This window comes from Streptomyces sp. MUM 203J (assembly GCF_022414595.1).
GTDB lineage: Bacteria > Actinomycetota > Actinomycetes > Streptomycetales > Streptomycetaceae > Streptomyces.
The window spans coordinates 12817-37863 of sequence record NZ_JADWYO010000035.1 but is presented as its reverse complement, the minus strand read 5'-3'; the positions used below and the strand labels follow the sequence as shown (position 1 = coordinate 37863).

Here is a 25047-nt window from a genome sequence, read left to right as displayed (position 1 = left end):
GGCGGCAGGAATGCCAGAAGTCGGGTTACCGTTCGAGTGGCCGTTGCGGGCTTTCGCCGTTTGACACGGGGGCGGGTTGTACCGTCACACTCCGCAGCGACAGAAGCGCCACAGACCGTGGCGCAGTGCCCGCGGGCGAGGCTTCACCGAGAGGCCCGCACCGCACCGCACGTGCCACCGAGCGTCGACCGGAGAGAAGAGCGAACGTTGTCCCCGACTAGCGAGACCGCGCAGGGCGGCCGCCGACTCGTCATCGTCGAGTCACCTGCCAAGGCGAAGACGATCAAGGGCTACCTCGGCCCCGGCTACGTCGTCGAGGCGAGCGTCGGGCACATCCGCGACCTTCCGAACGGGGCCGCGGAGGTCCCCGAGAAGTACACCGGCGAGGTGCGCCGCCTCGGCGTGGACGTCGAACACGACTTCCAGCCGATCTACGTCATCAACGCCGACAAGAAGTCCCAGGTCAGGAAGCTCAAGGAGCAGCTGGCCGACTCGGACGAGCTCTACCTCGCCACCGATGAGGACCGCGAGGGCGAGGCCATCGCGTGGCACCTCCTGGAGGTCCTGAAGCCCAAGGTCCCGGTCCACCGGATGGTCTTCCACGAGATCACGAAGGACGCCATCCGCCAGGCCGTCGCCAACCCGCGCGAGCTGAACAAGCGGATGGTCGACGCCCAGGAGACCCGCCGCATCCTCGACCGCCTCTACGGCTACGAGGTCTCTCCCGTCCTGTGGAAGAAGGTCATGCCCCGGCTGTCGGCCGGCCGGGTCCAGTCCGTCGCCACCCGCCTCGTCGTCGAGCGGGAGCGCGAGCGCATCGCCTTCCGATCCGCCGAGTACTGGGACCTCACCGGCACCTTCGGCACCGGCCGACCCGGCGACTCCTCGGATCCCGCCGCGTTCAACGCGCGGCTCGCCTCCGTCGACGGCCGCCGGGTCGCCCAGGGGCGTGACTTCGGCCCGGACGGGCAGCTCAAGACGCCCGGCCAGATCCTGCACCTCGACGAGGCGAACGCCCGTGCCCTGGCCGCCGCGCTCGCGGAGACCGCGTTCGCCGTACGGTCGGTCGAGTCGAAGCCGTACCGCCGCTCGCCGTACGCGCCCTTCCGCACCACGACCCTCCAGCAGGAGGCCAGCCGCAAGCTCGGCTTCGGTGCGAAGGCCACCATGCAGATCGCGCAGAAGCTGTACGAGAACGGCTTCATCACCTACATGCGTACGGACTCGACGACGCTGTCCGACACGGCCGTCACCGCCGCCCGCACCCAGGTCACCCAGCTGTACGGCGCCGACTACCTGCCGGAGAAGCCGCGCACCTACGCCGGCAAGGTCAAGAACGCGCAGGAGGCGCACGAGGCGATCCGCCCCTCGGGTGATCGTTTCCGCACCCCCGCCGAGACCGGGCTGACCGGCGACCAGTTCAAGCTGTACGAGCTGATCTGGAAGCGGACCGTCGCCTCCCAGATGAAGGACGCGGTCGGCAACTCCGTCACCGTCAAGATCGGTGGCCGGGCCGCCGACGGCCGGGACGCCGAGTTCAGCGCGTCCGGCAAGACGATCACCTTCCACGGCTTCATGAAGGCCTACGTGGAGGGCGCCGACGACCCGAACGCCGAACTCGACGACCGTGAGCGCCGCCTCCCGCAGGTCGCGGAGGGCGACGCGCTGACCGCCGAGGAGATCACCGCCGACGGCCACGCGACCAAGCCCCCGGCCCGCTACACCGAGGCCACGCTGGTCAAGGAGCTGGAAGAGCGAGAGATCGGCCGCCCGTCGACCTACGCGTCGATCATCGGCACCATCCTGGAGCGCGGCTACGTCTTCAAGAAGGGCACGGCGCTCGTCCCGTCCTTCCTCTCCTTCGCCGTGGTCAACCTGCTGGAGAAGCACTTCGGCCGACTCGTCGACTACGGCTTCACCGCGAAGATGGAGGACGACCTCGACCGCATCGCACGCGGCGAGGCACAGGCCGTGCCGTGGCTGAAGCGCTTCTACTTCGGTGAGGGCGAGGGCACCGGCAGTGCCGGCGGCGCCGCCGACGCGGGGAACGGCGACGGCGACCACCTCGGTGGCCTGAAGGAGCTGGTCACCGACCTCGGCGCGATCGACGCCCGCGAGATCTCCAGTTTCCCCGTCGGCAACGGCATCGTGCTCCGGGTCGGCCGCTACGGCCCGTACATCGAGCGCGGGGAGAAGGACGCCGAAGGCCACCAGCGCGCCGACGTGCCCGCCGACCTCGCGCCCGACGAGCTGTCCGTCGAGTACGCGGAGGAGCTGCTGGCCAAGCCGAGCGGCGAGTTCGAGCTGGGCCACGACCCCGAGTCCGGACGCATGATCGTCGCCAAGGACGGCCGGTACGGCCCGTATGTGACGGAGATCCTGCCCGAGGGCACGCCGAAGACCGGCAAGAACGCGGTCAAGCCACGCACCGCGTCCCTCTTCAAGGACATGTCGCTCGACACGGTGACGCTGGAGGACGCGCTGAAGCTGATGTCGCTGCCGCGCGTCGTCGGCGCGGACGCCGAGGGTGTGGAGATCACCGCGCAGAACGGCAGGTACGGCCCGTACCTGAAGAAGGGGACGGACTCCCGCTCCCTGGAGCGCGAGGAGCAGCTCTTCACCATCACGCTGGACGAGGCCCTCGCGATCTACGCCCAGCCGAAGGTACGGGGCCGGGCCGCGGCCAAGCCGCCGCTGAAGGAACTGGGCAACGACCCGGTCAGCGAGCGTCCGGTGGTCGTCAAGGACGGCCGCTTCGGCCCGTACGTCACGGACGGCGAGACCAACGCGACGCTGCGGTCCGGGGACAACGTGGACACGATCACCCCGGAGCGGGGCTTCGAGCTGCTCGCGGAGAAACGGGCGAAGGGGCCGGCGAAGAAGACCGCCGCGAAGAAGACGGCGGCCAAGAAGACCGCCGCGAAGAAGACCACGGCGAAGAAGACGGCCGCCAAGAAGACGACAGCCGCCGCCAAGACCACGGCGGCGAAGAAGACGGCCGCCAAGAAGACGTCAGCGGCCGAGAAGACCGCCGCCGCGTCGAGGACGGCCGCCGAGGACTGACGCCGTTCCGGGGGCGGGCACGACGGGGGAGAGCCGCCAGGCAGGCGGCCCCCCGTCGCGCCCGCCCTCCCGCTCGCGTCCGCGCCTCCTCCTTGCGTCCGCGCCGCCCGTCCGCACTGCCGCACCTCCTCCGCGCCGCCCGTCGGCGGCCCCTCGGGCGCGCGCCCACCCGCCGGCAGGCGCGCGTCCCGTCGCGCGCTTCCCGTGCGTCGCCCTCCGCACCGGCCGAACGCATGCCCGTGGCAGCGGGCGGATTCGTGTCGGCCGGGGCGGATAGGCTGAGAGGATGACGCGAGCCGAGCAGCCAGCCGAGCAGCAGCCGGTACCGGACGCCCCCTCGGGCGCCGACACCGACGCCGCGCTGACCGCGGACTCCCGCGAGCGGGCGGTACGGGCCCTCCTGCGCAACCAGCCGCTCCGGCGGCTGTGGAGCGCCCAGGCCGTCGGCGGGACAGCCGATGCCCTGGCCCTGCTGGTGCTGGTCCTGCTCGCCGTCCGGGCGGGAGTCACCGAGGAGACCTTCGGGGCGGGCGCGCGCGGCGCGGCCTTCGCGGTCGCCGCCGTGTTCGGCGCCCGCGCTCTGTCCACGTTCCTCGTCGGCGCCGTCCTGCTCGGCCCGGTGACCCAGCTCATCGCCGCAGGTGGTCCGCTCGACCGCCGCTGGACCATGATCACGGCCGACGGGGTGCGGGCCGCGCTGCTGGTCGTGGCGCCGCTGTGGATCGTCTGGACCCCGGCCGAGGCGCTGTATCTGGTACTGCTGACCGCCTTCCTTGCGGGCGTGGCCGAGCGGTTCTGGGCCGTCGCCAAGGAGAGCGCCGCTCCCGCACTGCTGCCCGCGCCGCCCATCGAAGGCGCCGCCGTCCGGCCGCTGCCCGACCACCTGGGCGCACTGCGCCGCCTGTCGCTGCGCACGAACTTCGCGGTGATCCCGGTGGCCGCAGCGGTCCTGCTGGTCGCCTCGCTCGCCGGGCGGCTGCTGGGGCTCGGCGTCGACTGGTTCCAGATCCACCAGGCCGCGCCCGGCTCGTACGTCTCGGCCGGTCTCTTCGCCGCGTCCGCGTCGCTCCTGTCCGGCCTGCACCTGCCGGGCACACCGACCCCGCGCCCCCGGTCCCCGCTGGAGGGCCTGCGCCGTCCGTCCAACGGGACCGGCGTGGAGAAGGGCCGTACAGGTGCGATACCGCTGCTGGTCCTGGCCTGCGCCGCCGTCGCCGGAGCCATCGCGTCCGCCGCCGCCGTCGCCGTCCTGCACGCCGCCGGGCTCGGCGGGGGACCTGTCGCGTACGCCCTGCTGGTCCTCGCCCTCGTCGGGGGCACCGGCCTGGGCATCCGGAGCGCGGGCGGTGTCCTGCCCGCGTTGTCCCGGCGCCGCCTGCTGGCCCTCGCACTCGCGTTCGCCGGGGTCGCGCTGCTCGTCATGGGCCTCGTACCGGACACCACGACCGTCATGCTGCTGGCGCTCCTCGCGGGTTACGCCGCCGGGGTCGCCGCGCACACCGGGCACGCCCTGATCGACCAGGAGACCGAGGAGTTCCGCAGGCCCCGCGTCACCGAGCACCTCCAGGCGGTCGTCCGGGTCGCCATCGGGCTCGGCGCGCTCGCCGCGCCCCTGTTCGCCGCCGCCCTCGGCAACCACCGGCTGGCCGGCGACAGCGTCGTCCTCGCCCACGGCGGCGCCGCCTTCACGCTCATGCTGGCCGGCGCGCTGCTGCTGCCCGTCGCCGCGCTGGTGCTGGCCAGGACCGACGACCGGTCCGGGGTACCGCTGCGCCGCGACCTGGCCGACGCGCTGCGCCGGGGCGCCGACCCGGAGCAGGCCCCGGCCGCCTCCGGCTTCTTCATCGCTCTGGAGGGCGGCGACGGCGCTGGGAAGTCCACGCAGGTGGCGGCCCTGGCCGACTGGATCAGGGCCAAGGGCCACGAGGTCGTCGTCACCCGCGAGCCCGGAGCCACCCCCATCGGCAAGCGGCTGCGCTCCATCCTGCTCGACGTGTCGTCCGCCGGGCTGTCCCACCGGGCCGAGGCCCTCCTGTACGCCGCCGACCGCGCCGAGCATGTCGACTCGCTGGTCCGCCCGGCCCTGGAGCGGGGCGCGGTCGTGATCACCGACCGGTACATCGACTCGTCCGTCGCCTACCAGGGCGCGGGCCGCGACCTGTCCCCGACCGAGATCGCCCGCATCTCCCGCTGGGCGACCGGCGGACTCGTACCGCACCTGACCGTCGTCCTGGACGTGTCGCCGGAGACGGCCCGGGAGCGGTTCACGGAGGCCCCGGACCGGCTGGAGTCCGAGCCCGCCGAGTTCCACCGGCGCGTGAGGGCCGGGTTCCTGGCCCTGGCCGCCGCCGACCCCTCCCGCTACCTCGTCGTGGACGCGGGCCAGGAGCCGGAGGCCGTCACCACCGTCGTACGGCACCGGCTCGACCAGATGCTGCCGCTGTCCGAGGCCGAGGTGAAGGCCCAGGAGGAGGCGCGCAAGGCCGCCGAGGAGGAGGCCCGCCGCAAGGCCGAGGAGGAGGCCGCGCGCAAGGCGGAGGAGGAGCGCCTGGAGCGCGAGCGCCAGGAGCAGCTCGCCAGGCTGCGTGCCGAGGAGGAGGCCCGCCGCAAGGCCGAGGAGGAGGAGGCCCGGCGCCGCGAGGAGGAACGGCAGGCCGAGGAGGCCCGCCAGCGTGCGGCCGAGGCCCGGCGGCTCGCGGAGGAGGAACGGCGGCGCCGCGAGGCCGAGGAGAAGGCCCGCCTGGAGGAGCAGGAGCGGCTGCGCGCGCAGGCCGAGGAGGAGGCCCGGCAGCGAGCCGAGGCCGAGGAGCGGCGCCGGGAGAAGCAGCGCAAGGCGGAGGAGGCGCTGCTGCGTGCCGAGGAGGCCCGCCGCCAGGCCGCGGCGGAGGCGGCCGCCGCGGCTTCGGCCGCGCCCGCCGTGTCGCCGCACGATGTGACGGTGCCGACGCCGGTCGTGCGCCCGGACGAGTTCGCGGAGACGGTGCCGACCCCGCGCATCGACCTGCGCAAGGACGACGCCGAGACGCAGCGCATCAGCATGCGCAAGGGCGACGAGCGCCCGGCCGCCGCGGAGACCGCCGCTCCGCCCGCGTCGGCCGAGGACGAGACCCAGCGCATCAGCATGCGCAAGGAGGACGCGCCGGCGTCCGACCTCGCGGAGACGACCGTGCTTCCTCCGGTACGGGATGCCGTCCGGGACCCCGCTCGGAAGCGGGTACGGGACGACCGCGGCCCGGACGACCGGGTTCCGCCCGGCTTCTTCCGCGACGAGGCCCGGCACCCGGGCGACGCCCAGCCCTCGGCGGGTGCGCGGGAGCCGGCCGGTGAGGACGACCGGACGCGGGAGCTGCCGCAGGTCGACGAGGGGGGCCGCCCGAGGCGGGCCCGGCCCGACTGGGCGGAGGAGACCCCGCTGGACGACCTGCCGACACTGGCGGACGAACTGCTCGGCCCGCGCGAGGACGAGGAACCGCACGACCCCCACGGCCCGGGGGACCCCCGGGACCCGCTGGGCGGCGGTGGCCGCCGCTGAGCCGGGGACTGTCAGCCCCCTGCCCCACAATGAGAAGCGACACCCGCGGCCCGGGCCGCGAAACGCCCGCACCGGCACAGAACGAGAGGCGGTGACCCATGCCCGTATGGGACGACCTGGTCGGCCAGGACCGTGTCCAGGCGCAGCTCGCGTCCGCCGCCCGGGACGCGGACGCGCTGGTCACCGCCGAGGCGCAGGGCACGGCGCCGCCCGACGCGTCGAAGTCGACCATGACGCACGCCTGGCTGTTCACCGGCCCGCCCGGCGCCGGCCGGGACACCGCCGCCCGCGCCTTCGCCGCCGCCCTGCAGTGCGTCAGCCCCGACCGGGCGCTCGGCGGCGAGCCCGGCTGCGGGTTCTGTGAGGGCTGCCACACCGCTCTCGTCGGGACGCACGCCGATGTGGAGGCCGTCCGCACCGACCTGCTCTCCATCGGCGTCAAGGACACCCGCGACCTGGTCCGCCGGGCCCAGCTCTCCCCGGCCGGCGGCCGCTGGCAGGTCATCGTGCTGGAGGACGCCGACCGCCTCACCGAGGGCGCCGCGAACGTCCTGCTGAAGGCGGTGGAGGAACCCGCGCCCCGCACCGTGTGGCTGCTGTGCGCGCCGTCCCTGGAGGACGTGCTGCCCACGATCCGCTCCCGCTGCCGCCACCTCACCCTGCGGACCCCGCCCGTGACGGCGGTCGCGGAGCTTCTCGTACGACGTGACGGCATCGAGCCGGAAGCGGCGGCAGCCGCCGCCCGCGCCACGCAGGGCCACATCGAGCGGGCCCGCAGGCTCGCCACCGACGAGCGTGCCCGCGCCCGCCGCGCCGCCGTGCTGAAGCTGCCCCTGCGCGTCCAGGACGTCGGCGGCTGTCTGAGAGCGGCACAGGAGCTGATCGACGCGGCCGGGGAGGACGCCAAGCAGCTGGCGGAGGAGGTCGACGTCAAGGAGACCGAGGAACTGAAGGCGGCGCTCGGCGCGGCCCAGGGCGGCCGGATGCCGCGCGGTACGGCAGGTGTGATGAAGGACCTGGAGGACCGGCAGAAGCGCCGAAGGACCCGTACCCAGCGCGACACCCTCGACCTGGCACTCCGCGATCTCACCGGTTTCTACCGTGACGTCCTCGCCCTCCAGCTCGGCTCCGGCACCGCCGTCGCCAACGACGACGTCCGCGACGCCCTCGACCGGGTCGCCCGCGACTCGGCCCCGGAGAGCACCCTGCGCCGCATCGAGGCGATCCTCGCCTGCCGCGACGCCCTCGACCGCAACGTGGCCCCCCTCCTCGCGGTCGAAGCGATGACCATGGCCCTCCGTACCGGCTGACCCGGGCCCGCCCCCCCCCGCCGAAAGGGTGTGCACGAGCACCCTCTCCGCCTGTGTAGACTTAGGCCCGCTGCTGCACCCGCCACGGGTGAGAGCAGCGCGCCACCTTAGCTCAGATGGCCAGAGCAACGCACTCGTAATGCGTAGGTCGCGGGTTCGAATCCCGCAGGTGGCTCCGCTGGAGAGCCCGGGTCGGATGTGTCCGACCCGGGCTCCCGGCGTTGTGCGGGGTGTGGTGGCGTCAGAGGTTGGCGAAGAAGCGGGTCAGGTCGTGGGCCAGGTGGTGGGGTTCCTCGGTGGGGGCGAAGTGGCCGCCTGAGGGCATGACGGTCCAGTGGTTGACGGTGTAGAGGCGTTCCGCCCAGGAGCGGGGCGGGGTGCCGTCGTCGATGTACTCGTTGCCGAAGAGGCCGATGGCCGTGGGAACCTGGACGCGGTCGCTGGCGGTGAGGGAGTCGTACAGCTCGCGGTTGTCGTAGTAGTCGCGGAGCGAGGGGGCGATGCTGTCGGTCACCCAGAGGAGGGTCAGGGTCGTGAGGAGGAAGTCCCGGGTGAAGCGGCTTTCCAGGTCGCCCTCGCTGTCGGACCAGGCGCGCCACTTCTCCAGGACCCAGGCGGCCAGGCCGGTGGGGGAGTCGGTCAGGGCGTACGCGAGGGACTGGGGTTTCGTGGACTGGACGTGGTTGTAGCCGCCCTCCTCCTCCAGCCAGCGCTCCTCCTGGGCCAGATAGGCGCGTTCGGCTTTGGTGAGCGGTGGGGCGCCCGGGCCCAGGTACGGGGACAGCTCGATGTTGGACAGGTGCAGGCCACGTACCGCCGACGGCTGGTCGAGCGCCAGGAACGTACCGATGCCGGATCCGAAGTCGCCGCCCTGGACGCCGTACCGCTCATAGCCGAGGTCGCGCATCAGGGTGTGCCAGAGGCGGGCGGTGTCCCGCATCGTCAGCGCGCGGTCGGGGCGGGACGAGAAGCAGTAGCCGGGCAGGGACGGGATCACCACGTCGAAGGCGGGGCCCTCGATGCCGTGCGCCCCGGGGTCCGTGAGCAGCGGGACCAGGGGGAGCAGCTCCACGAACGTGCTCGGCCAGCCGTGGGTGAGGATCAGGGGGATGCCCTCCCCGTGGGCCGCCCGGTGGTGGACGAAGTGGATGTGGGTGTCCTCGATGCGGGTGCGGTAGTGGGCGAAGGCGTTGAGCTTGCGCTCCTGCGCCCGCCAGTCGAACTTCTCGGCCCAGTACGCCACGATCTCGCGCAGGTAGCCGAGATCCGTGCCCTGGCTCCAGGGGGCGCCCGGTGCCGGGGAGGGCCAGCGGGTGCGCTCCAATCGGGCGGTGAGATCGGACAGCAGTTCTTCGTCGACCGCGACCGTGAAAGGCTGCGGGGGCTGTGTCGCCGTGTCGGAGGTCACCGGCTCAGGCTGCCACGGGCTTGCCCAGGGGGGCGACCCTTCCGGCGTACGGGAGCGGGTGCCGCACCGGTACGCTGAGCGTATGCGTCGTGTCAGCGGGAAGCGGGTCGTGGAGCTGGGCCGGAGCGAGTTCGAGGAACTGCTCTCGCGGTACAAGAAGGTGGTGCTGGACGTCGGCACCGGCGACGGCAAGCACGCCTACCAGCTCGCCCGGCGTGAGCCCGACACCCTGGTCATCGGGCTGGACGCGGCCAAGGACAACATGCGCAAGGTCGCGACCAGGGCCTCCGCCTCACCCAACAAGGGCGGGCTGCCGAACCTGCTGTACGTGTGGGCCTCGGCCGAGCGCCTGCCCGGAGAGCTGCACGGGGTCACCGAGATCCATGTGCTGATGCCCTGGGGGAGCCTGCTGCGCGGCATGCTCGGGTCCGACATGAAGATGCTGCGGGACCTCGCGGGCGTGTGCGTGCCCGAGGCCACGTTCCTCATCACCTTGAACCTGCACGCCTGGCGTCCGGCCGTGCCCGAGGTCGGGGACCATCCGGAGCCGACGCCCGAGTCCGCCATGCGGGACCTGGTGCCCGCGCTCGCGCCCGGCGGGTGGCGGCTGGACGCCGCCGAGTACCTCGACAGCGCCGCCATCGAGGCGCTGGCCACGTCCTGGACCCGGCGGCTGAACTCCTCCCGCGATCAGCTCGATGTGCTTGGGCTGACCGGGGTGATCAATCCGGGGGAGCCGGACTGATCCGCTGGGCCCGTCTCTTGCGGGGTCAGTTCTTCCGACCGCCGGTTGCCTTCAGCACGAAGTCGTACGCCGTTCTGCGTGACCAGCCAGGCTGTGCCGCGAGCGCCATCGCGATGGTCCTTGTCGACAGCGACTGATCCAGCAGCGCCGCCACCAGTCCCGCCGGGTCCACGGCGGCCACCGCGGCGCCCGCCGGGGTCTCCACCGGGTCCACCTGGCACACCACCTCGCCCCGGCCGTCCCAGTTCAGCTCGGTCGCCGGGCCCCACCAGGGGCGTTCCGCGCCGGGGAGTGAGGCCTCCGCCACGCTGACCGTACGGCTGCCGGCCGGGCGGTCCACCTCCGCCAGCACACGGGGCAGCTCCTCGGCCGCGCAGCGGAACGTCACGGCGGCGCCCGGCTGGGTCGCCACCAGGCGCGGGACCTCGCGGGGCGGTGCCTCCGTCGCCAGGAGGCGTCTGGCACGTACCGGGGACACCGCGGAGACCGCCAGCTCCGGTGGGAGGTTCAGGACCTCGACCACGGGGCGGGCAGTCCGGTCGAGCAGCTGCGGCAACGGGCCCGGCGCCGCAGCGGCTGCCACCGTCAGGACCCTGCCGCCCTCGGCCAGTGCCTCGCGCGCCGCGGCCTCCGCGTCACGGCCGGATCGCGGGGACCGCGCGCCGGAAGCGTCGAGCGCGTCGTACCCGGCCAGCGCCGCCCGCGCCTCCCGGTCCTCGGCCAGGATCACGTCAGCCGCCGCGCATTCGACGGCCAGCCGCCGGTCGTGGCCGGGCGCTGCCCAGTAACGGACCAAGGTGCCGTTCTCCGGGCCGGGCGCCCGCTCCACCAGCACGTCCACCGCGGTGTCCGGGTCGGTGAGCGCGTGCACCAGTTCGCGTGGCAGGTCGGCCGCCGCCATGTCGGCATCGGTGGCCAGGGTGTTGGGGAGCCGTTCGGTGCTGCGCCGCACGACCGCCGTGGTGCCCGGCCGCCACAGGGAGTTGCCGAGCGCGTGCACGGTCACGCCGATGCCCCGCGCGGTGATCGTCAGCCGCAGCGGGCCCGCGACCGGGGGGACCGGACCCCCGTGTACGGTCGTGGCCACGCCCAGCACGCAGGTGGCGCGGGCGGTGATGTCCGGCTCCACGGCGAACTCCAGGGTCTTGCCGTGTGTGCCGCGTACGGCGGCGTGCCCGTGGGACCGGAGCCGCAGGATCCCGTCGTCCATGATCTGCCGCCTCCTGCCCCTGCGTGCCCCCTGCTGACCTGGGGTACGCGCCGCTCCGAACCTGCCCGGTCACCCTATCGCCGGACTGCCGCCAGGGGCGTACCGGCAGAGGGCACGCCGACTTCAGCAGAGCAGCAGCGCCCGCAGCCGGTCCGCGGTGCATGCGTCCGGCGCCCATAGCCGTTCGCCCGACACCGCCTCGGCGTGCCGGCGCAGCACAGGCAGGACCTCGTCCGGCTGCTGGGACGGGAAGTGCCGTACACCTGCCTCCTTCGCCGCCCAGTACCCGTCGGCCGGTACGACCAGGGGGCAGCCGCCGGGTGCCGGTACCCCCTCGGCGGCATACGGCAGGTCCTCGTACCAGACGACATCCGTCCCGGGTAGCGGTTCCCGCGCCGCCTGCCGTACGGCAGCGTGGTCGACGTGCCCCCCGGCCGCCAGCGGCGCCAGGACGAACGACGGGCGGACCCGGCGGACGGTGTCCCGCAGGATCCGGACCGTCTCGCGGACGACCTCCGGTTCCGGCGGCGCCCCCATCTCGGTGTCGTCGTCGTAGCCGCGCAGGCTCGAATCCGGGAGTTGCGCCCGGTGCAGTGACACCTCAGCGTGTACGGCCCAGTCCGCCTCCTCCCGTGTCCGCACCCGGGACGCGTCCTCCGCGCTCCCGTGCGCCGAGTGTCCGGGGGCGTAACGGGTGCGGCCGAAGAACGTGACGACACACAGCGACGCCGCCCCGGCGGCCCGCATCCGGGAGACCGTGCAGCCGAGCGACCAGGCGATGTCGTCCGGGTGCGGGGACAGCAGCAGGACCCGAGCGGGCATGGCGACACTCCGAGCGTCATCGGGAGAAGGTGAAGCGAGGCATCAGAAGAACTCGTCCAGCAGGCGGTAGAAGTCCGCCTTCGGCGCGTCGTACGTGATCCCGTAACCGCGCAGGAACGCCTCGTCGTGCCTCTCGGCGGCCGGCCACGCGCCCCCCGCGTCCCCCAGCTCGCGCAGCACCACCGCCAGGTCCCGCCACCGGTCCGCCGCGCCCAGCCGCCCCGCGTCGATGATCCCCGTCAGGGCCAGGGTGTCAGGGTCCACCAGCACGTTGTCCGGGCACAGGTCACCATGGCAGACCACCGGGTCCTCCGGCGGCGCTGGCGTGCCTCGCAACGCGTCCAGCAGTCTCCCTGCCGACCAGCCGAGATGGTGCTCGTCCAGGTCGTCCAGGTCCACCCGTCCCGTGTGCGCGGCGGTCTCCGCCCAGGCCAGCGTCGTGCGCAGCCGCCCGTCGAAGGGGCAGCCCCCGACGGGCAGCGCGTGCAGCGCCGCGGCGGCCTCGGCCAGCACGCGTACCACCCGGGGCCGCTCAGCCGCCGACCACGGGCCGCTCGCGGGACGCCCCGGCACGGCCGTGGTGACCAGCCACGTCAGGCCGTCCCGTACACCCACGTCGAGCACCTCGGGTACCGGCAGACCGTGGCCGCGCAGCCACGCCAGCCGCTCCGCCTCGGCCACCGGGTGGAAGCGGGTGTCGGCCTCCCGCACCGGGGTGGTCTTCACGTAGTAGGCACCGCCCCGCGCGCTGTCGACGCGGAAGACCCGGGGGCCGTACGAGCGCCGGGCCACCAGGGTCCAGGTGCCGCGCGGCACGGACCGGGACGCCGTCCAGGCGGGCGGCGTCCCGGCCGCCGAGGTCACCTCAGCCACATGCCGGGTCGAGGGTGCCACCGAGGGTGCGGTCGCGCTGCTCGACCTGCCGGACGATGTCCTCGATGCGCTTCAGCACGGTCTCGTTGTCGCGGATGTTGCCGCCGAATGCCTCCAGCGGGAAGGCCATCCTGCGGTCCTCCGGCAGCTCCCCGAAGTCGGGTTCGCGGGTGGCGACGACCCGCTGGGCGCCCATCTCGAAGGCGTGCAGGGCGTGTTCGACCTCCTCGTCGCCGTAGGCGGCGGTCACCATGTGCGTACCGCTGTCCTCGAAGTAGGCGCCGTAGTCGAAGGCCGCGCGGTAGATGTCCCAGGACAGGGACTCCGATTCGACGACGACGTCGAACATCATGTTCGGCCCGGTGATGTAGGCGGGGATTCCGACCTTCTTGAGGATCTCCCGCATCCCGTCCTTGAGTTTCTGGCCCATCTTCTCGCAGTGCTCGTGGACGGAGCCGTCCTCGATGACGTCGAGCACCGCGAGCGCGGCGGCCATCGGCGGGACCTCGCGGGTGTACGTCCCCGCGATGCCGGCCTTGTCGTACGCGTCGACGATCTCCCGCTTGCCGAGCACGGCCGACAGAGCGTGGCCGTTGCTCAGGCCCTTGCTGACGGTGATCAGGTCGGCGGGGACGCCGCCCGTGCCGTTCAGGCCGCGGGCGCCCCAGCGGACGCCTGTGATGACCTCGTCCAAGATGAACGGCACGTCGTGGCGGGCACACAGTTCGGAGAGCCGACGGTAGTAGTCGGCGCCCAGCCAGGCGGGCTCGGGGGTGACGATGACACCGCCGATCTCGCTGCCGAACTGCTCCAGCAGCCGGGCCAACGCGGTTTCGTTGTAGCCGAAGTTGACCACGCGGGAGGCGGGGTCGAAGCCCATGTTCAGGTACGTGAGCTGCCAGTCGTGCCAGCCGTGGTAGCCGGAGGTCAGAATCAGGTCGCGGCCGGTGTAGGCCCGCGTGAGCCGGATCGCGGCGAGGGTCGCCTCGGAGCCGGTCTTGCAGAACACCGCCTTCTCGCCCGCCGGGTAGCGCTCGCACAGCCGCTCGGCCAGCTCCAGGCGGGGCAGGGAGAGCGTGCTCGCGAACACGGTGCCGTGCTCGGCCACGCACTTGGTCACCGCTTCGACGACCGCGGGGTGCCGGTTGCCGAGCAGCAGCGAGCCGCTGGCCGCCGTCACGTCGAGGACGCGGTTGCCCTCGACGTCCCGCATCCAGGAGCCTTCGGCGCTGACGAACACCGACGGGAAGCGCGTCCCGATGTCGTAGTCCTCGGCTGCCGTGACGCGCCGGGCTCGCTCGATCGTCTCCAGGTTGCTCTGACCGCCCGTAGTAGTCATCTACTTCCCTTCACTTGCCGAGGTGGGTACGTGTGTTTCCGAGGCGGGCCACGGCTTGTCAGCCGGTCGGCCGTGGCCCGCCCCGGACGTGGCCTAGTTGACCGTCTCGGGTTCCTTGGCCTCGCGGGCGTCCGGATGGCTGTCCTGGAGCGGGGGCAGGGCGTCGGTGTGCAGCCTGCCCCCGCGGATGAACAGCCGTCGCCAGTCGGAGTAGTCCAGGGTGACCAGCTTGTGCCGGAAGCGCCTGCTGGCGTCGATCGTGTTCGCCCGGGAGCCCTCGTCGATACCGCTGGCCTCCGCGATCTGCCGGATGCGGTCGGTGCCGAAGTTGATGGGCGCCGCCTGGCTGAACTCCCCGGCGCTCACCGCCAGCCAGGCCAGGGTGTCCTGCTTGATGCCGTCCGAGAGCGTCCGTATCGCCTCCGCGACAGGGACGCCCGTGTCCCGCGCCTGCCAGAAGTGGAGTACCCGGTAACTATGACCGATCACCCCGCAGTTGGCGCCGCCGCTGGTCAGGAAGTGACCGTTGCCGAAGGAGTCGCCGGCGACCACGCCGTTGGGCGCGAGCCGGGCGTCCTCCCCGATCCGCTCCACCAGGCTGAACAGCTTGGGGCCGTAGTCCATCTGGACCTTGGCGAGGTCCTCCGGCTCCAGTTCCAGTACCTTCGCCGCGTGCTTGATATAGCACTCGTACAGCAGCTGCTGGTATCCGGCGAAGTACTCGGGCGAGGTTCGGTCAGTGTCCTCGGGGACGAGGCCCTCCGCGATCGGGTCGAAGGTCTCGAAGTCGGGGACCTGGACGAGGAGCCAGCCGACCTCGGGGTCGTTCTCGTGGCCGACCGCGATCTGCCGGACCCAGTACTCGTTGCCGTCCTTGTCGTACTCCGAGGCGATCCGGCGGCGCAGCCGGCCGTCGACCAGCACCTCGCAGAAGCCTGCGAGGTAGTCGGCCTGGGCCACGACCGGGCCGCGGCCGTCCTTGTGGTCGACCTTCACGTCCCGCTGGGTGAAGCCGAGCCGTTCGGCGTCGCTGCTGTAGAAACCCTGCGCGACCACGAAGAGTTCGGGGACGCCGATGTCGATGACTTCGGTGCCGGGGGCGCGGGTGCGGACGAAGCGGCCCCGGTAGTCCATCTCCTGGACCTCCTCGATCCGGACCCGCAGTCGGCCGTCCGGGCCGGGGATGAACCCGTCTCCGTCCTCGGTGATCACCCGGTGCTTGAGGAACAGCCGTACGCGGGGCTCCGCAAGCCCGCGCGCCAGGTCCATCTCCTCGATCTTCTCCAGATAGCGGCGCCACATGCGCAGCAGCTCGGAGGCGGCGGTCTGGAACGTGGACGGGCCGTCGAGCACCTCGGCCATGTCGGCGCGGATGAGGGACGGGTCCGGCTTCCGCGGCACCGGGACGGGCGGGGTCACGGTGATGGTCCGGTTCGGCTCCCCGTCCCGGTAGCGGTCGTCGATGAACTCGATGTGGTCGATCGTGCCGCCGACGTGCATCCGGGTCTCGAAGCTGTTCACCACCTCGTCGGCGGAGATCTGACCGGCGATGGTGTCCGGGTGGTAGAAGCAGTCCGACAGCCGGAAGACCGACCCGTCGCCGCGCTTGGGCACCCCGTCCGGACCGTACCGCTCCATCATCATGTCGTCGAGGAGACCGAACTGGTGGTACATGTCCTCGCGGATGTTCCAGTGCACGCCGAGCGAGGGCTCACCGCGCATCTCCACGCCGACTGCACGCCGGCCGCAGGCCACGCTCCAGAGCATCGCCATCATGTTGGTACCGCCGAGCCCCAGTGCCAGGAAGTCCGGGTCGATCACGCCTCGCAGATCGTGGTCTTCGCGGAAATAGGACTGGGTGCCATGGCTGGTGTCGCTCGCCACTTCCTCCTCCTTACCTATGGGCGGCTGCGCGTGGACGGACGAAGGGGAAGACGGCGTGAGCAGGCTGCCGGGTGTGTGGGCTGTGGAGTGTGTGGGGCAGGGACGCGCTGTGATCTCGCTGCGCGGACCGCTGCCGCGCGAGCTGTCGGACCATGCTCACCGCCGGAATCGCCGACGCACGCCTGTCCTCGACCGCGCACCACTGCGACTGCCTTTGCGGGCTGTCGTCCATCGGTGCGTCAGGCGCCGTCTGACAATGATTAACCGTGCGAGGTGGTCCCCCTTGGTCACTCCGGAGAATACCCCGCAACTCCCCTTCGCAGCCAGAGAATTGCGGAAGTCTGTCCCGGGACGGCCTTCTCGGCCGCCAGGGCTTTCTCGATCATGAAGTGTCCTCAGGCAGAAGGCGACTTCCGATAGACGGAGATGTGCGACTGACTGCTCGAAGTGATCGGAGAGCGCCGCCAGTCGGCCCAGCGGTGGCAGAGCTCCAGGTCGGCCATCCGGGCCATCAGGTCCAGTTCCGAGGGGCTCGCATAGCGCATACGGACGGGTGCCACAGTGACCGATCCGTCCTCCAGGAGGACCTGCTGGGTGAACATGGTCTGGTCGACCGGGTTGTAGTCCACGGCCCACAGTCCGACGCTGCTCGGATTGATCGACTCGACGACCAGATGCTCGTTTCCGTCGCCGTTTCCCCGGCCGTCCGGCAAGGGGAGCCGGATCGGCATCTCGATGACGAAATAGCCACCGGGTTCCAGGCGCTTGGCGACATTCCGAAAACAGGTGAGCTGCTCTTCCTGGGAATGCAGAAGCACCGGACCCCAGTCGATCCACGGGACCAGTCGGTAGGTTCCCTCCACGGCCACGTCGACATAGTTGTCCTGGAACACGGTGATCTTGTCGCCGTACGGTTTCTCCCGCAGCTTCTCGATCATCGCGTCGGACAATTCGAATCCGTGGACGGTGAGCCCGCTGCGGGCCAGCGGAATCGCCACCCGGCCGGTGCCGATGCCGAGTTCCAGGACGTCGCCGCCGTCCGCCAGGTCGCACAGCACGGCGAGGCAGTCGGCGTCGATCTCGCCGCCGATCCAGTCGTCCAGGACACCAGCCCAGTAGTCGCCCCAGGCCGCGTACGCGTGGGAGGGCTTGGCTCCGGAGCCCCTGCCGTTGGGGCCATGTGGGCCGCCGGATCCGTTCGCTGACAGGCCGCCGATCATCCAGCCGTACTCCGTCCCTCTGAGGTGTGCCGACGCGTGGACCCGTCAGGGCGCGTCACGACGCGTCGGCGTGGGCGTTGTAGAACTTCTGCAGGGCCGTGGTGATCGCCGGGTCGTCGAAGGCGAGCAGCTCGGGCGGCGGTACGAAGCGGGGGTGCAGCTCGTCCAGCATCCGGTCGTACATCGCGCGCAGCTGCTCCTCGATCAGCGGCGGCCAGTCGACCGGGATGCCCCAGTCGTGCTCGTAACCGAGGGCGAGGGTGTGCTGCACGGCCGTCTCCAGGCAGTCCTGCCTGCTTGTCGCCTGGATCGGCGCGCGGACGGGGGTGAACACGTCCAGGCTCGTGTCGTGCTCCTCGCCCAGGACCCGGGCGGCGAAGTCCCGGGCGAGCAGTGGGGACTGATGGAGGCCGTCGCGGTAGGTGCCGGTCATCATCCACAGGCCGTCCACCTCGACGCGACCGAGCAGCGGGAAGCCGTCGAGCGGCACCGGGCGGTTGCCGACCATGATCTTGCGTACCGAGGCCTCGACCAGGTCGCTGCGGATCTGCTTGGTGCAGCCGAGCAGCAGGTTGAGGTCGTCGACCTTGGCGTACGCGCGGGAGGTGGCCGAGATGTTGTTGGTGGCGCCCAGGTAGAGCTGCCCGCCGGAGCGGGGCACCACGTGCAGCCCGCAGGCGAAGGCCCGGTTGGGGGTGCGGATGACGTACGGCGGGACCGTGCCGTCCTGGGCCTCCAGAATCAGCGAGACGCCGTAGCCGGAGACCATCGCCGGGACTCGGCAGCGGATTTCGTCCGGCAGGGAGCCGAGCAGATCGACGCTGGCGGCGCCGGCGGCGAGCACGACCTGCGGTGAGGACAGGGTGTGCTCGGACCGGAGAACCACGCCCTTGGCCCGGTCCCCGTCGACGACGACCTCGGTCACCAGGTCTTCCACGAGGGTGCCGCCGGCCCGCTCGAACGCGGTGGTGAGGGCGCGGAGCAGGGCGGTGGAGTCCACCGCGTGCTCGTTGGGGAGGAACATCGCCTTGAGCGGGCGCGAGGTCGGCTCCGGCGCCAGCCAGTCCAACTGGTCGGGGTCGACGTCCTCGTACGACTCATCGTACGAGTCGAGGGCCTCGCGGATCGCGGCGTACCCAGCGGTGTCGATCTCGCGGACTCCGATGGTGTTGAGGATGACGACGGTGCCGTCGGCGCTGCGGATCCGCTGTTCTCCGGACTCCTCGACGAGAGATTTCTCCCAGTCGTCCCAGAGTGCCGTGGCGCGTACGTCCATCGCGAGCTTCGCCCGGCCGAACTCGCTCTGCAGAAGGCCCGGAGTGGCCTCCCCGAAACAACCGTTCATGGCGCCGGCGACCGGCGAGGCGGCGAACGGCCGGGTGCCTTTTCCGACAACTGCGACGCTGACGCCGCGGCGTGCGAGGACCAGCCCGAGAGAAAGGCCCAGAGCGCCGTTTCCGGCGATCGTTACATCGAATGTGCGCGTGGCGTCGGATATTGTTTCAGCCATAAATGATACCTCGAATTGTGCCTCGGTGAGGAGCTCTTCGTGGCGCTGGGTCGGTGCAGGGAAATCCGCAGCGGCGCTGATCTTCGCCGGTCTTCATGGCGGCGTCAGGGCGGGAACACGCCGGCTGGCGACAGCGCGTGTATCAGAGGTGCATCAGGGCTGAAGACACTTGCAGCGCCTTGCCGAGTGCGTCAATGATGTGTGACGTAGATCACAGTGGACTCGTTTTGCCTTCTGTGAGTGAAGCCATGGAGTATGCGCGGGAGCCTCGGCGGGCGCTCCCGGATAAGCGGATTCTCGAATTCCCCTTTTTGCCGTCCGCTGGAGATGGCGCGGGGGGTTCGGGTACGGTTGACGGAAACCCCCGCCTAATTTCCCGCTCGTGGCCGCTCGCGGCCCCCGCGGGTGCATCTTGCCGCCTTGCTGCACCGTTCCACGCGTCTCAGAAAGGCAAGCGATGTCCTTTTCCACTCACGGGGACCACGACGATCTGCGCGGCGTCACTGATCCCGATTTCCTCGCCCTCGGCCTGGGCGGAACCAACATGATGGCGATGCTGTGGAGCGTGGCCATGGGGCGCCGGGCGGTCGGCGTGGAGATGCGCGGGGACCCGTCGCCCGGCGCGTCCTGGAACATCGCCGCCGACACGTACCACCAGCTCGGCCGCATCGACCGGATGATGCTGGAGCGCTACGGCGATGACCGGCTGCCCCGTCGGGGTGACGGCCGGCTGCTGCGGCTGGCCGAATGCTTCCACAAGCCCGGGGCGGTCACCGGAACCATCGCGGTCGAGGAGGTCATCAACTGCTTCTTCGACTTCGACGACGAGGAACTCAAGATCGCGGGCGATCTGGAGAGCATCGAGCACCTCGACGACCGGTGGGTGGACGGGTCGCCCCGGCGTATCCGCACGCTCCAGCCCGCCGCCGAGGTCCCCGACAGCCCCGACCCCGACTTCGGGGACCGGGACCTGGCGGAGGTCCTGAAGGGGCCGCACCCCTTCCAGGTGTCAGCCGCCGAGCTGCTGACGCTGATGCGCCGCTACCTGGAGGCGCTGGAGGCGATGGACCTCGCGGACCCGGAACGCACCCCGAGGGTGCGGCTGTTCAGCGAGCACCGGGTCGCGGGCGAGGCCGACGGCGGGATCGAGGAGATGCCGGACGGGCGTCTGCGGATACGCGTCGAGGCGCTGCACGAGCTGGACTACCGGGGCACCTTCGCGTACGTACGCAAGCCCGGCACCCCGATCATCGACCTCGGAGTGCCGGAGCTGTTCGTGATCGCCCAGGGGCCGAACAGCAGCGACGCGGCTCGGCTCGGCTTCAAGCGGCACGAGGTCGAGGTCGACCGGCGGGACGGGCGCCCGCCGGTGCCTGCGCGGGCCGACTTCGTCGCGATCCTCCTGAGCATGCATGCGACGGGCCGCTTCCGGTACCGCATCGCCTCGGAGTTCGACGACGACGGCAACGAGTACTGGGTGCGGCAGATGCTGCTGGGGCACGAGAACGACCCCGAGGTGGGGTGGGTGCTCGTCCAGGTCCCCGACTACCTCACCTTCGACCCGGTCGCGGCCGGGCTCGTCCCGGCGGACGCGGACACCGAGTCGCCGGAGTACTTCGCCGCGTACCAACTGCTGCTCAAGGAGTTCCTGCTGGACCGGGCCGAGGAGATCCTGGAGATGCCAAGGCAGCAGATCGAGAAGATCAACACGTTCTACGGTCCGAAGCTGGTCCAGGTCGAGGAGCGCGCGGGGACGGACGCCCGGGTCGCCGTGAACGGCGTGGTCGCCGGGGACACCTTCGGCAACGGGCACTTCATCAACAGCGGCGACTCCATCACCGGCATGGTCGGCCACAGCCGCGAGGTCCGCCGGTACTGGGAGCGGCGGGACGAGGGCGTCGCGCCGGAGCAGGCGATCGGGGAGCTGGCCGACGGCATCAGGCGTGACACGCAGGCCTGGCTCGACGCCGGCGCCGTGGAGTTCACCCAGCCCGTCCAGCCGGGCATCGACCCCGCGAAGCTGGACGAGGCCCGGCGCACGCGCGCCCGGCTGGCCTCGCTGGACCTCTCCGACTGGAACCGCCTGCTCGTCCACGCGGGCCGCCTTCACACCGACCCCCTGCCTCCCGCCGGCGAGCTCCACCCGGCCGACCTCGGGCTGGGCTGGACGAAACGCCGCGGGCGGCGGGTCGTGGCGCTGCTCCCCAGCGCCGGGCATGCCGAGTACGAGGTCTGAGGCCCTCATGACACCGCCTGTCTTTCGTCGACCCGGCGCGGACGCCTGCGCGCCGGTTTCGGCCGCGGGTTGTCAGGACTGTGGGGTGGGGGACGTGGTGGTTCCGGGGGGTGAGGGGTTTCTTCGGCGGTGGGTGTACGACCATCCTCGGCTGGCCGGCCGGCGGGACCTGTTCGTGCGGTGGCTGGAGGATCCGACGCCGCGGGAGGAGATCGCGGAGCGGCTCGGGGTGCCGCTGGGCGTGCTGTTGCGGGCGTTGAACGACACGGCGCCGCTTCAGGAGCCGTTGGGCTTTCACCACCGGGACGTGCCGTTCGAGGTGGTCGCGATGGACGGGACGTGCGACGACATCGCGGACGGGCGGTTCCCGATGTTCGGCGCGCCGCTGACCCTGCGGTGCTACCTGAAGGGCGGGTCGCTGCCGCAGGGGATGTACGAGGCGGCCGACTGGAACTTCATGGACGCCGGGCGGCCCGGGTTCGTCGGGTACCTGTACGGGGTGCGGCATGGCGACACGCTCTATCTGGCCGGTGTGCAGAGCGACTTGGGTGTTCGGTACAGCTATCTGTTCCAGGCCCGTGGGGACGGGCAGACCGAGGTACGGCGTGGGGACGAGGTGCGTCTGGAGCCCGTCGCGTGGCCGGCCGAGGAGTTCGGGGCGTATGTGCCGGTACTCCGCCGGACGTTCCAGCGCTACTGGATCCCGGTTCTGCTGGGCGCAGTCGTGGCCTGGGCCCGTCGGCACCCGGAGGTACGGCGGGTGGGGCTGCTCCAGTTCCCGCTGAAACCCGGGGAGGAGCGGCGGGGGCATGTGGTGCAGCGGGTGTACCGGGAGCTGCCGGAGCGGGTGGGCGGGGCGAGGCGGTGCGTGCGCCTTGATGACGGGTGCCATCTGTACGCGCTGCTCACGTTGGAGCAGCTCACGGGGCACCTGGGGGCGCGGCTGCGGGTCGCGGCCGCGTAGGGCGTGCCCGGCGGATCCAGTTCAGTCAGCGCGTCCGGGGGGCTCAGGCGACGATCTCCCGTAGCGTCGGCGTCACGCCGAATCGCGCCGCCAGCATCCGGCGTGCTGTGCGCAGCGCCACCGCCTGGATCGTCAGCGTCGGGTTCGCGCCGCCGGGGAACGGGAGGACCGCGCCGTCCCCGATGTAGACGTTGTCCGTGTCGTGCAGCCGTCCGTCCGGGTCCGTCACACTCGTCGCGGGGTCCGTGCCCATCCGGCAGGTGCCGTGCAGGTGCGAGCTGCCCAGCGACCAGCCGGACGGCTCGCGGACCGTGACCTCGCAGCCCGCCGCCCGCAGCATCCGCTCGCCCTGCCCCAGCAGGTACTCCAGCCGGGCCAGGTCGCGCGGATGCGCCTGGTAGTCCATGACCACGTCGGTCACCCCATGGGCGTCGCTCCCGGTGCCCAGCCGGACCCGGTTGCTCAGCTGTGGCTCGTCCGGTACGAGCGCCTCGATCCGCACCAGCTGCTCACTGTCGCGCAGCCGGAACGGCCGCTCCGGCCTCGCCTCGTACAGGATCCCGCCGAGCCCGCCGGGCGCCGCCGGGTCCTCGTACAGGTCGGTGACCGCACAGGTCGAGAACGGGCCGAGGCCCATCACCGCGCTGCCCGGCCGTCCTGAACGCTCGGGGCCGCCGCCGTACCGGTACCCCACCAGGTACTCGCTCAGCTTGAAGCACAGGCCGCGCCCCACCAGGTCCCGGGAGTTGCCCAGCCCCGCCGGGTAGCGGTCGCCGGTGGAGCGCAGCAGCAGCGCCGCGGTCTGCACCGCGTTGCCGCACACGGCGAACTGGCGGGCGCGGAACCGGTACCGGCGCCCGGAGTCCATCCGTACGCACTCCAGCGCCGCGACCGTGCGGCCGTCCCCGCCCGCTCCGGGCTCCAACCGCACCGCCTTCATTCCCGCGAACAGCCTCGCGCCGTACCGCCGCGCCGGGTCAAGGAACCGGCTGACCGCGTCCCCCTTCGCCCCCACCGGGCAGCGGCGGCAGATGCACGGCGCGTCGGCGGCGCACTCGGCCTGCCCCCGGTAGCCCTGGCTGTTCACGGCCAGCGGGGTCGGGAACGGCCGCCAGCCGAGCGCGGAGGCGCCCGCCGCCAGCAGCTCCCCCTCCATGGAGCGCGGTACCGGCGGCAGCGGGTACTTCTCCCCGCGCGGAGGCAGCGTGGGATCCGCGTCCGCCTCACCTGCCACGCCGACGAGCTGCTCGACCGCCGTGTAGTACGGGTCCAGCTCCTCCGGCCCCCAGGGCCAGCGCAGCGGCAGCTCGCCGGCGCCCAGGGCGATCTCGGCGTCGAAGTCGACAGGCCGGTTACGGAAGAACGCGCCGCCGTAGAAGAGCGTGCCCCCGCCGACGTTGCAGGTCGACCACGGGTAGCCGATCTTGCCCCAGGTGCCGTTCTCCTGCCGTACCCACGCGGCCTCGGCCTCCGCCAGCAGGTCGTCGTATGAGATGTCGGGCGTGACGTACCGGCCCTGTTCCACGACCACCACCGACAGCCCGGCGCGGGAGGCCAGCCAGGCCGTCACGGCTCCGGACGCGCCGCTGCCGATCACGCAGACGTCGTACGTCGCGGCCAGCTCCGACTCCGTCGGCACGGGCCCCATTGCCGACGGCCCCATGGGCCCCACCCCGATCACCGTGCCTCTGCTTCGACTGAATCCGGCACCGGTCCCGGCGCAGGCGCCTCCAGAGACTCCAGCGCCGTCTGTATCTCCTTCAACGCCACCGGCACCAGCGGCAGTTCCGGTTCCCCTGCCGGCTTCCCCAGGTCGTGCAGCAGCACGAACGGCACCGACTCCGGGTCCGGCGGCAGATACCCGCGCTTGTTGTCGTCCCGCACGGTGTCCAGCACGTCGTCGACGGACAGCCCGGCGGGCAGCCGCACAGGTGCGCCGAGCGCGCCGACGATCTCCTCGTGCAGCGCGACGTTCTCCGCGGAGAGCCAGCCCCGGGCGTGGGAGATCCGCGCGGCCACGACCATCCCGAAGGCGATCGCCTCGCCGTGCGAGAGGCCCTCGATTCTCCGGCGGCGGTGGTCGCACAGCTCCACTGCGTGTCCCACGGTGTGGCCGTACTCCAGCACCAGTCCGGTCCTCTGCTCGCGGGTGTCGGACGTGGTCACACTGCTCTTGGCCTGCACACTCGCGTCCAGCAGCCACAGCAGAGCCTCGGGGTCGGCCAGCCGTCCCCCGGCCAGGACGCGGCGCAGCTCGGGCAGCTCGTCGGGCCGGATGGCCAGGCAGTTCTTGGCGGCCTCGCACAGGCCCGAGCGCAGTTCGCGTTCCGGCAGCGTGGCCAGCAGCCGGACGTCGGTGAAGACGGCGTGCGGGGCGAGGTAGGTGCCTACGTGGTTCTTGCCCAGGTTGCTGTTGATGGCCTGCTTCAGGGAGAGCACCGAGTCCATCGCGGCGGTGGTGGTGGTCGGGATGTGCACCAGCCGCACCCCCCGGAAGAGCAGCGCGGCGATCACTCCGGCGAGGTTGCCGGGGACGCCGCCACCCAGGGCGATGACGACCGAGCGCCGGGTGGCGCCCGCGGCCAGGACCCGCTCGATGTCGGCCGCGAGGGTCGGCAGCGTCTTCATCGACTCGCCCGGCCGGTGGCTGACCAACTCGACGGGGGCGAGGGGCCGGAGCCCGGACAGCAGGGTGTGGCCGTGCAGGGCGAGCACGGTGTCGTCGGTGACGACGATGAACCGGTCTGCCCGCAGGGCGGCCAGTTCATCCAGGACGAGGGCCATGCAGTCGGCCCCGTAGTAATACGGGTATCCGTGGTCTCCGATCGTGACCTGACGGACCTGCCAGCGGTTCTCCGGCACGGCGGCGACGTCATTCCCAGGCATCTACCATCTCCCATTCGCCCGTCTGGTGTGACCGGCTCCGCCCCT

General features: G+C 71.8%; 16 protein-coding genes and 1 tRNA gene. 7 read left to right on the top strand and 10 right to left on the bottom strand.

Translation table 11 applies throughout. From position 1 onward, the window contains the following. Nucleotides 1-207 precede the first annotated feature (207 nt). The 4 genes from topA (at nucleotide 208) to I3F58_RS18505 (ending at nucleotide 8080) form a co-directional block, all read left to right on the top strand. Complete coding sequence (topA, locus tag I3F58_RS18520; RefSeq protein ID WP_240109736.1) at nucleotides 208-3063, top strand: type I DNA topoisomerase; 2856 nt, start codon at nucleotides 208-210, stop codon at nucleotides 3061-3063. 286 nt (nucleotides 3064-3349) lie between these two features. Next, complete coding sequence (gene tmk, locus I3F58_RS18515) at nucleotides 3350-6595, top strand: dTMP kinase (protein WP_240109735.1); 3246 nt, start codon at nucleotides 3350-3352, stop codon at nucleotides 6593-6595. Between the two features lie 98 nt (nucleotides 6596-6693). Next, nucleotides 6694-7905: a DNA polymerase III subunit delta' gene (locus I3F58_RS18510; protein ID WP_240109734.1), complete on the top strand. Its 1212-nt coding sequence runs from the start codon at nucleotides 6694-6696 to the stop codon at nucleotides 7903-7905. A gap of 101 nt (nucleotides 7906-8006) precedes the next feature. Further along, nucleotides 8007-8080, top strand: a tRNA-Thr gene (locus I3F58_RS18505). A gap of 66 nt (nucleotides 8081-8146) precedes the next feature. On the opposite strand, the gene I3F58_RS18500 is transcribed toward I3F58_RS18505, so the two are convergent. Then, a complete protein-coding gene (locus I3F58_RS18500; protein ID WP_240109733.1) occupies nucleotides 8147-9313 on the bottom strand; it encodes an epoxide hydrolase family protein in 1167 nt (388 codons plus the stop codon). Between the two features lie 82 nt (nucleotides 9314-9395). Between I3F58_RS18500 and kamB the strand changes: the two genes are divergently transcribed. Continuing rightward, nucleotides 9396-10058 (top strand): 16S rRNA (adenine(1408)-N(1))-methyltransferase KamB, encoded by a 663-nt coding sequence (gene kamB, locus I3F58_RS18495; protein WP_240109732.1) that lies wholly within the window; start codon nucleotides 9396-9398, stop codon nucleotides 10056-10058. A gap of 25 nt (nucleotides 10059-10083) precedes the next feature. Here the strand turns inward: kamB and I3F58_RS29425 are convergent, their stop codons facing one another. The 7 genes from I3F58_RS29425 to I3F58_RS18455 all read right to left on the bottom strand — a co-directional run bounded on the left by I3F58_RS29425 (nucleotide 10084) and on the right by I3F58_RS18455 (nucleotide 18916). Further along, a complete protein-coding gene (locus I3F58_RS29425; RefSeq protein ID WP_275678663.1) occupies nucleotides 10084-11268 on the bottom strand; it encodes a DUF371 domain-containing protein in 1185 nt (394 codons plus the stop codon). Nucleotides 11269-11391: 123 nt separating this feature from the next. Continuing rightward, nucleotides 11392-12090: a PIG-L deacetylase family protein gene (locus I3F58_RS18480; protein ID WP_240109731.1), complete on the bottom strand. Its 699-nt coding sequence runs from the start codon at nucleotides 12088-12090 to the stop codon at nucleotides 11392-11394. Nucleotides 12091-12132: 42 nt separating this feature from the next. After that, on the bottom strand, nucleotides 12133-12963 hold the full coding sequence (locus I3F58_RS18475) for an APH(3') family aminoglycoside O-phosphotransferase (RefSeq protein ID WP_240109730.1): 831 nt from the start codon (nucleotides 12961-12963) through the stop codon (nucleotides 12133-12135). Then, nucleotides 12956-14302 carry an aminotransferase class III-fold pyridoxal phosphate-dependent enzyme gene (locus I3F58_RS18470; RefSeq protein ID WP_240109729.1) on the bottom strand — a complete coding sequence of 449 codons (1347 nt, stop codon included), beginning with the start codon at nucleotides 14300-14302 and terminating at the stop codon, nucleotides 12956-12958. Before I3F58_RS18470 ends, I3F58_RS18475 begins: the two co-directional genes overlap by 8 nt. A 93-nt stretch (nucleotides 14303-14395) precedes the next feature. Next, nucleotides 14396-16186 carry a hypothetical protein gene (locus tag I3F58_RS18465; protein ID WP_240109728.1) on the bottom strand — a complete coding sequence of 597 codons (1791 nt, stop codon included), beginning with the start codon at nucleotides 16184-16186 and terminating at the stop codon, nucleotides 14396-14398. A gap of 395 nt (nucleotides 16187-16581) precedes the next feature. Next, nucleotides 16582-17406, bottom strand: coding sequence for a class I SAM-dependent methyltransferase (locus I3F58_RS18460; protein WP_240109727.1), 825 nt, complete (start codon nucleotides 17404-17406; stop codon nucleotides 16582-16584). A 55-nt stretch (nucleotides 17407-17461) separates the two neighbouring features. Further along, the gene (locus tag I3F58_RS18455) at nucleotides 17462-18916 is read right to left on the bottom strand and encodes an FAD-binding oxidoreductase (RefSeq protein WP_240109726.1); all 1455 of its coding nucleotides are present in this window, start codon (nucleotides 18914-18916) and stop codon (nucleotides 17462-17464) included. Between the two features lie 457 nt (nucleotides 18917-19373). Between I3F58_RS18455 and I3F58_RS18450 the strand changes: the two genes are divergently transcribed. Both I3F58_RS18450 and I3F58_RS29420 read left to right on the top strand, forming a co-directional pair. Continuing rightward, nucleotides 19374-21152, top strand: a complete 1779-nt coding sequence (locus I3F58_RS18450; protein ID WP_240109725.1) for a hypothetical protein — start codon at nucleotides 19374-19376, stop codon at nucleotides 21150-21152. Nucleotides 21153-21285: 133 nt separating this feature from the next. Further along, complete coding sequence (locus I3F58_RS29420; RefSeq protein WP_275678662.1) at nucleotides 21286-22116, top strand: hypothetical protein; 831 nt, start codon at nucleotides 21286-21288, stop codon at nucleotides 22114-22116. Nucleotides 22117-22159: 43 nt separating this feature from the next. Here the strand turns inward: I3F58_RS29420 and I3F58_RS18440 are convergent, their stop codons facing one another. Further along, nucleotides 22160-23779: a GMC oxidoreductase gene (locus tag I3F58_RS18440; protein WP_240109724.1), complete on the bottom strand. Its 1620-nt coding sequence runs from the start codon at nucleotides 23777-23779 to the stop codon at nucleotides 22160-22162. 14 nt (nucleotides 23780-23793) lie between these two features. Next, on the bottom strand, nucleotides 23794-25002 hold the full coding sequence (locus tag I3F58_RS18435; protein ID WP_240109723.1) for a 2-deoxy-scyllo-inosose synthase: 1209 nt from the start codon (nucleotides 25000-25002) through the stop codon (nucleotides 23794-23796). Nucleotides 25003-25047: the final 45 nt, after the last annotated feature.